A 3,734-nucleotide genomic window follows, 5' to 3' on the forward strand; every position below is an offset into this window, starting at 1 on the left:
CCCCTGCGAATGCCCCACCACCACCGACGGCTCAACTCCGCAGGCACGCCACACTGCCGCCAGCGACACCATCACCGCCCACGACACCGGCTGCACCACATCCACATCAGCCAGGTCACTACCGCCACACACCACATCACTCAACGACCACTCCACATGAGGAGCAAGAGCGGCCTCACACGCCTCCATCGACGCCGCGAACACCGGCGACGCATCCCACAACTGGCGTCCCATACCGGCCCACTGCGCCCCCTGACCCGGGAACACGAACGCCACCCGGTCAGCACCACCAGCGACCGCGCCACGCACCACACCAGCAGCGCTCACCTCACCGGAAGCCAACGCCCCCAACCCCACCGCGAGTTCGCCCAGTTCACAACCCTGGACGACAGCCCGGTTCTCGAACGCCGTACGCGTTTCCGCCAGCGACCACGCGACATCCACCGGCCGCAACTCACCCTCAGCGGACTCCACGAATGACGCCAACCGACTCGCCTGACCGGCAAGCCCGTCCCCACCACGACCCGACACCACCCACGGCACCACACCACCAGCCCCGAACACCGGCGCAGCGGCACCGTCAGGCTCCGGCTCGGACGCGACCGGAGCCTCCTCCAGCACCACATGCGCATTGGTGCCGCTGATCCCGAACGAGGACACACCCGCCCGGCGCGGACGCCCCTCGATCTGCGGCCACTGCACGGCCTCCGTCAGCAGCGACACCGCCCCCGCCGACCAGTCGACATGCGACGACGGTGCGTCCACATGCAGCGTGCCGGGCACGAGGCCGTGCTGCATCGCGAACACCATCTTCATCACGCCGGCCATACCGGACGCGGTCTGCGTGTGCCCGATGTTCGACTTGACCGAGCCGATGAGCAGCGGCTGTTCATCCGGCCGGTCCTGCCCGTAGGTCGCCAGCAGGGCCTGCGCCTCGATCGGGTCGCCCAGCCGCGTACCCGTGCCGTGCGCCTCGACGACATCGACGTCACCGCCGGTGAGGCGGGCGTCGGCGAGGGCGGCGCGGATCACACGTTGCTGCGAGGGACCGTTGGGCGCGGTGAGGCCGTTGCTCGCACCGTCCTGGTTGATCGCCGATCCACGGACCACCGCCAGCACGGGGTGACCGTTGCGCCGGGCGTCCGACAGCCGCTCCAGCAGCAGCACACCCACACCCTCTGCGAGGGAGAACCCGTCGGCGGCTTCGGCGAAGGGCTTGCAGCGGCCGTCGGGGGCGAGGCCCCGCTGACGGCTGAAGCCCACGAACGGGGCAGGGTCAGCCATGACCATCGCGGCCCCCGACAACGCCATCGAGCACTCGCCGGAACGCAGGGACTGTACCGCCAGATGCAGCGCGACCAGCGACGACGAGCACGCCGTGTCGACGGTCACCGCCGGCCCCTCCAGGCCGAGGACGTAGGAGACGCGGCCCGATGCGACGGCGGTCGAGGCGCCGGTGACGAGATAGCCCTCGGTGCCGTCGGTGCCGCGGCTGAGCAGGGTTCCGTAGTTCTGGTCGGTGAGGCCCGTGAAGACACCGGTGCTGCTGCCGCGCAGGGTCTTCGGGTCGATGCCGGCCCGCTCGAACGCCTCCCACGACGTCTCCAGGAGCAGCCGCTGCTGCGGATCCATGGCCGCCGCCTCGCGCGGGGAGATCCCGAAGAAGGCGGCGTCGAACTCCCCGGCGTCGTGCAGGAAGCCACCGTGCCGGACGTAGCTGGTGCCGTGCCGGTCGGGGTCGGGGTCGTAGAGCCGACTCGTGTCCCAGCCTCGGTCGGCGGGGAAGCCGGTGATGACGTCCTCGCCGTCGCTGACGATGCGCCACAGGTCGTCGGGGGACGCGATGCCGCCCGGATAGCGGCACCCCATGCCGACGATGGCGATGGGTTCGTCGCCCGTGGAGTGACCGCGCGAACCGGCGGTGGCAACATGCGAGTTCGTGTCCTGCTGGCGTGGTGCCGAACCGTCGCCGAGAGCCAGTTGGCGGAGGTGGGCGGCGAGGACGAGCGGAGTGGGGTGGTCGAAGACCACGGTTGTCGGGATCTTCAGCCCCGTACGGAAGGTGAGACGGTTGCGCAGCTCGACGGCGCTGACCGAGTCGAAGCCCAGCTCCTTGAAGGCGTACGCCGCGTCGACAGCGTCCGCCGACTCATGGCCGAGCACGGCGGCCGCCTCGGCCCGTACGAGATCCTGTACGAACCGGTCGTGTTCGGTGGCGGGCAGGGCGCCGAGCCGCTGGGCGAGCGTCGACACCGAGGTGTCCGTGTCCGTGTCCGTGCCCTGTCCGTCCCGTGCCCGGGCGCCGCTCGTCCCGGCGGCTGCGGGCTGGTTGTCCGGTTCCAGCGCGGCTATGAGCGGTGCGGGCCGGGCGGCACTGAAGACGGGCACGAAGCGGGACCAGTCGACGTCCGCGACGGCCACGACGGTGTCGTCGTGGTCCAGCGCCTCCTGCAGCGCCACCATCGCCGGTTCCGGGGCGATGACGGGGATGCCGCGGCGCCGCAGCGGATCGCGCATTTCCTCGGCGATCATGCCGCCACCGTCCCAGGGACCCCAGGCCACCGAGAGGACCGGCAACCCGCGTGCCCGGCGCATGTGCTCGGCGAGGGCGTCCAGGGTGGCGTTGGCGGCGGCGTACGCGGCGTGATCGGCGACGCCCCAGACGCCGGAGATGGAGGAGAAGAGGATCAGCGCATCGGTTTCAGCCGGGTCGAGGACGTCGGCGAGGTGCTGTGCCCCGGCGACCTTGCCCGCGGCTACCTCGGCGAACTCCGCCATGCTGAGATCGGTGAGCGTCCCGAGGGTACCGACACCGGCGGCGTGCACCACCGTGCGTACGGTACGGCCCTCCTCGCGCAGGGAGTTCAGCAGATCCACCAGGGCCGCACGGTCAGCGATGTCGCAGGCGGCGACGGTCAACCGGGCGCCCAGCGCGGCGACTTCGGACTCCAGTGCCGCGAAGCCCGCATCGTCGGTGGTACCGCGCCGGCTGACCAGGACCACGTCCTCGGCGCCGCCCCGCGCCAGCCATCGGGCGACGTGCGCGCCGAGCGCACCGGTTCCACCGGTCACGAGCGCGGTACCGCGGGGCCTCCAGGTCCGCCCGGCGGCCGGGTTCGTCCGCGGCGTCAGGGGGGCCGGCACGAGACGCCGTACGAAGGTGCTGTTGCCGCGCAGGGCGACCTGGTCCTCGGCAGTGTCGCCGTACGACGCCAATACGGCGCAGAGAGCATCGGTGTCCCGTCCCTCAAGTCGCTCGGGAAGGTCGACCAGCCCGCCCCAGCGCTCCGGGAACTCCAGGGCCGCGACCCTGCCCAGCCCCCAGACGGCGGCCTGCGCCGGCCGGGAGACCGGCTCCTGGTCCCCGACGGCCACGGCCCCCTGGGTGGCACACCACAGCGGCGCGCTCACCCCGGCCCGTCCCAGAGCCTGGAGGAGGGAGACGGTGAACGCTGCCCCGGTGGGCAGCACGGGGTGGTCGGGCAACGGGGCCTCGTCCAATCCGAGCAGCGACAGTACGCCGCTGAGGGGAGCCCCCAGGTCGGCCAACGCCTCGTCGATCGCGGAGTCCAGAAGCTCGGCCTGGGCGTGGCACGACGTGAGTTCGAGGACGCGTACGTCGGCGCCGTGGCGAGTCAATGCAATGGAGACGGAGGTGGTGAGGTCGGTGTCGGGGTGTCCCTGCGGGACGACGAGCAGCCAGCGGCCGGTCAGCGCCCCGGCGGCGGCACGGT

Annotated in this window: 1 protein-coding gene; it reads right to left on the bottom strand. The window is 71.7% G+C overall.

Going from position 1 to position 3,734, the window contains the following annotated elements:
- Positions 1-3,734, bottom strand: a 3,734-nt coding sequence (locus POF73_RS45515; protein ID WP_272125423.1) for a type I polyketide synthase, incomplete at both ends; no start/stop codon positions are given.

This window comes from Streptomyces sp. HD, from assembly GCF_028369295.1.
GTDB lineage: Bacteria > Actinomycetota > Actinomycetes > Streptomycetales > Streptomycetaceae > Streptomyces.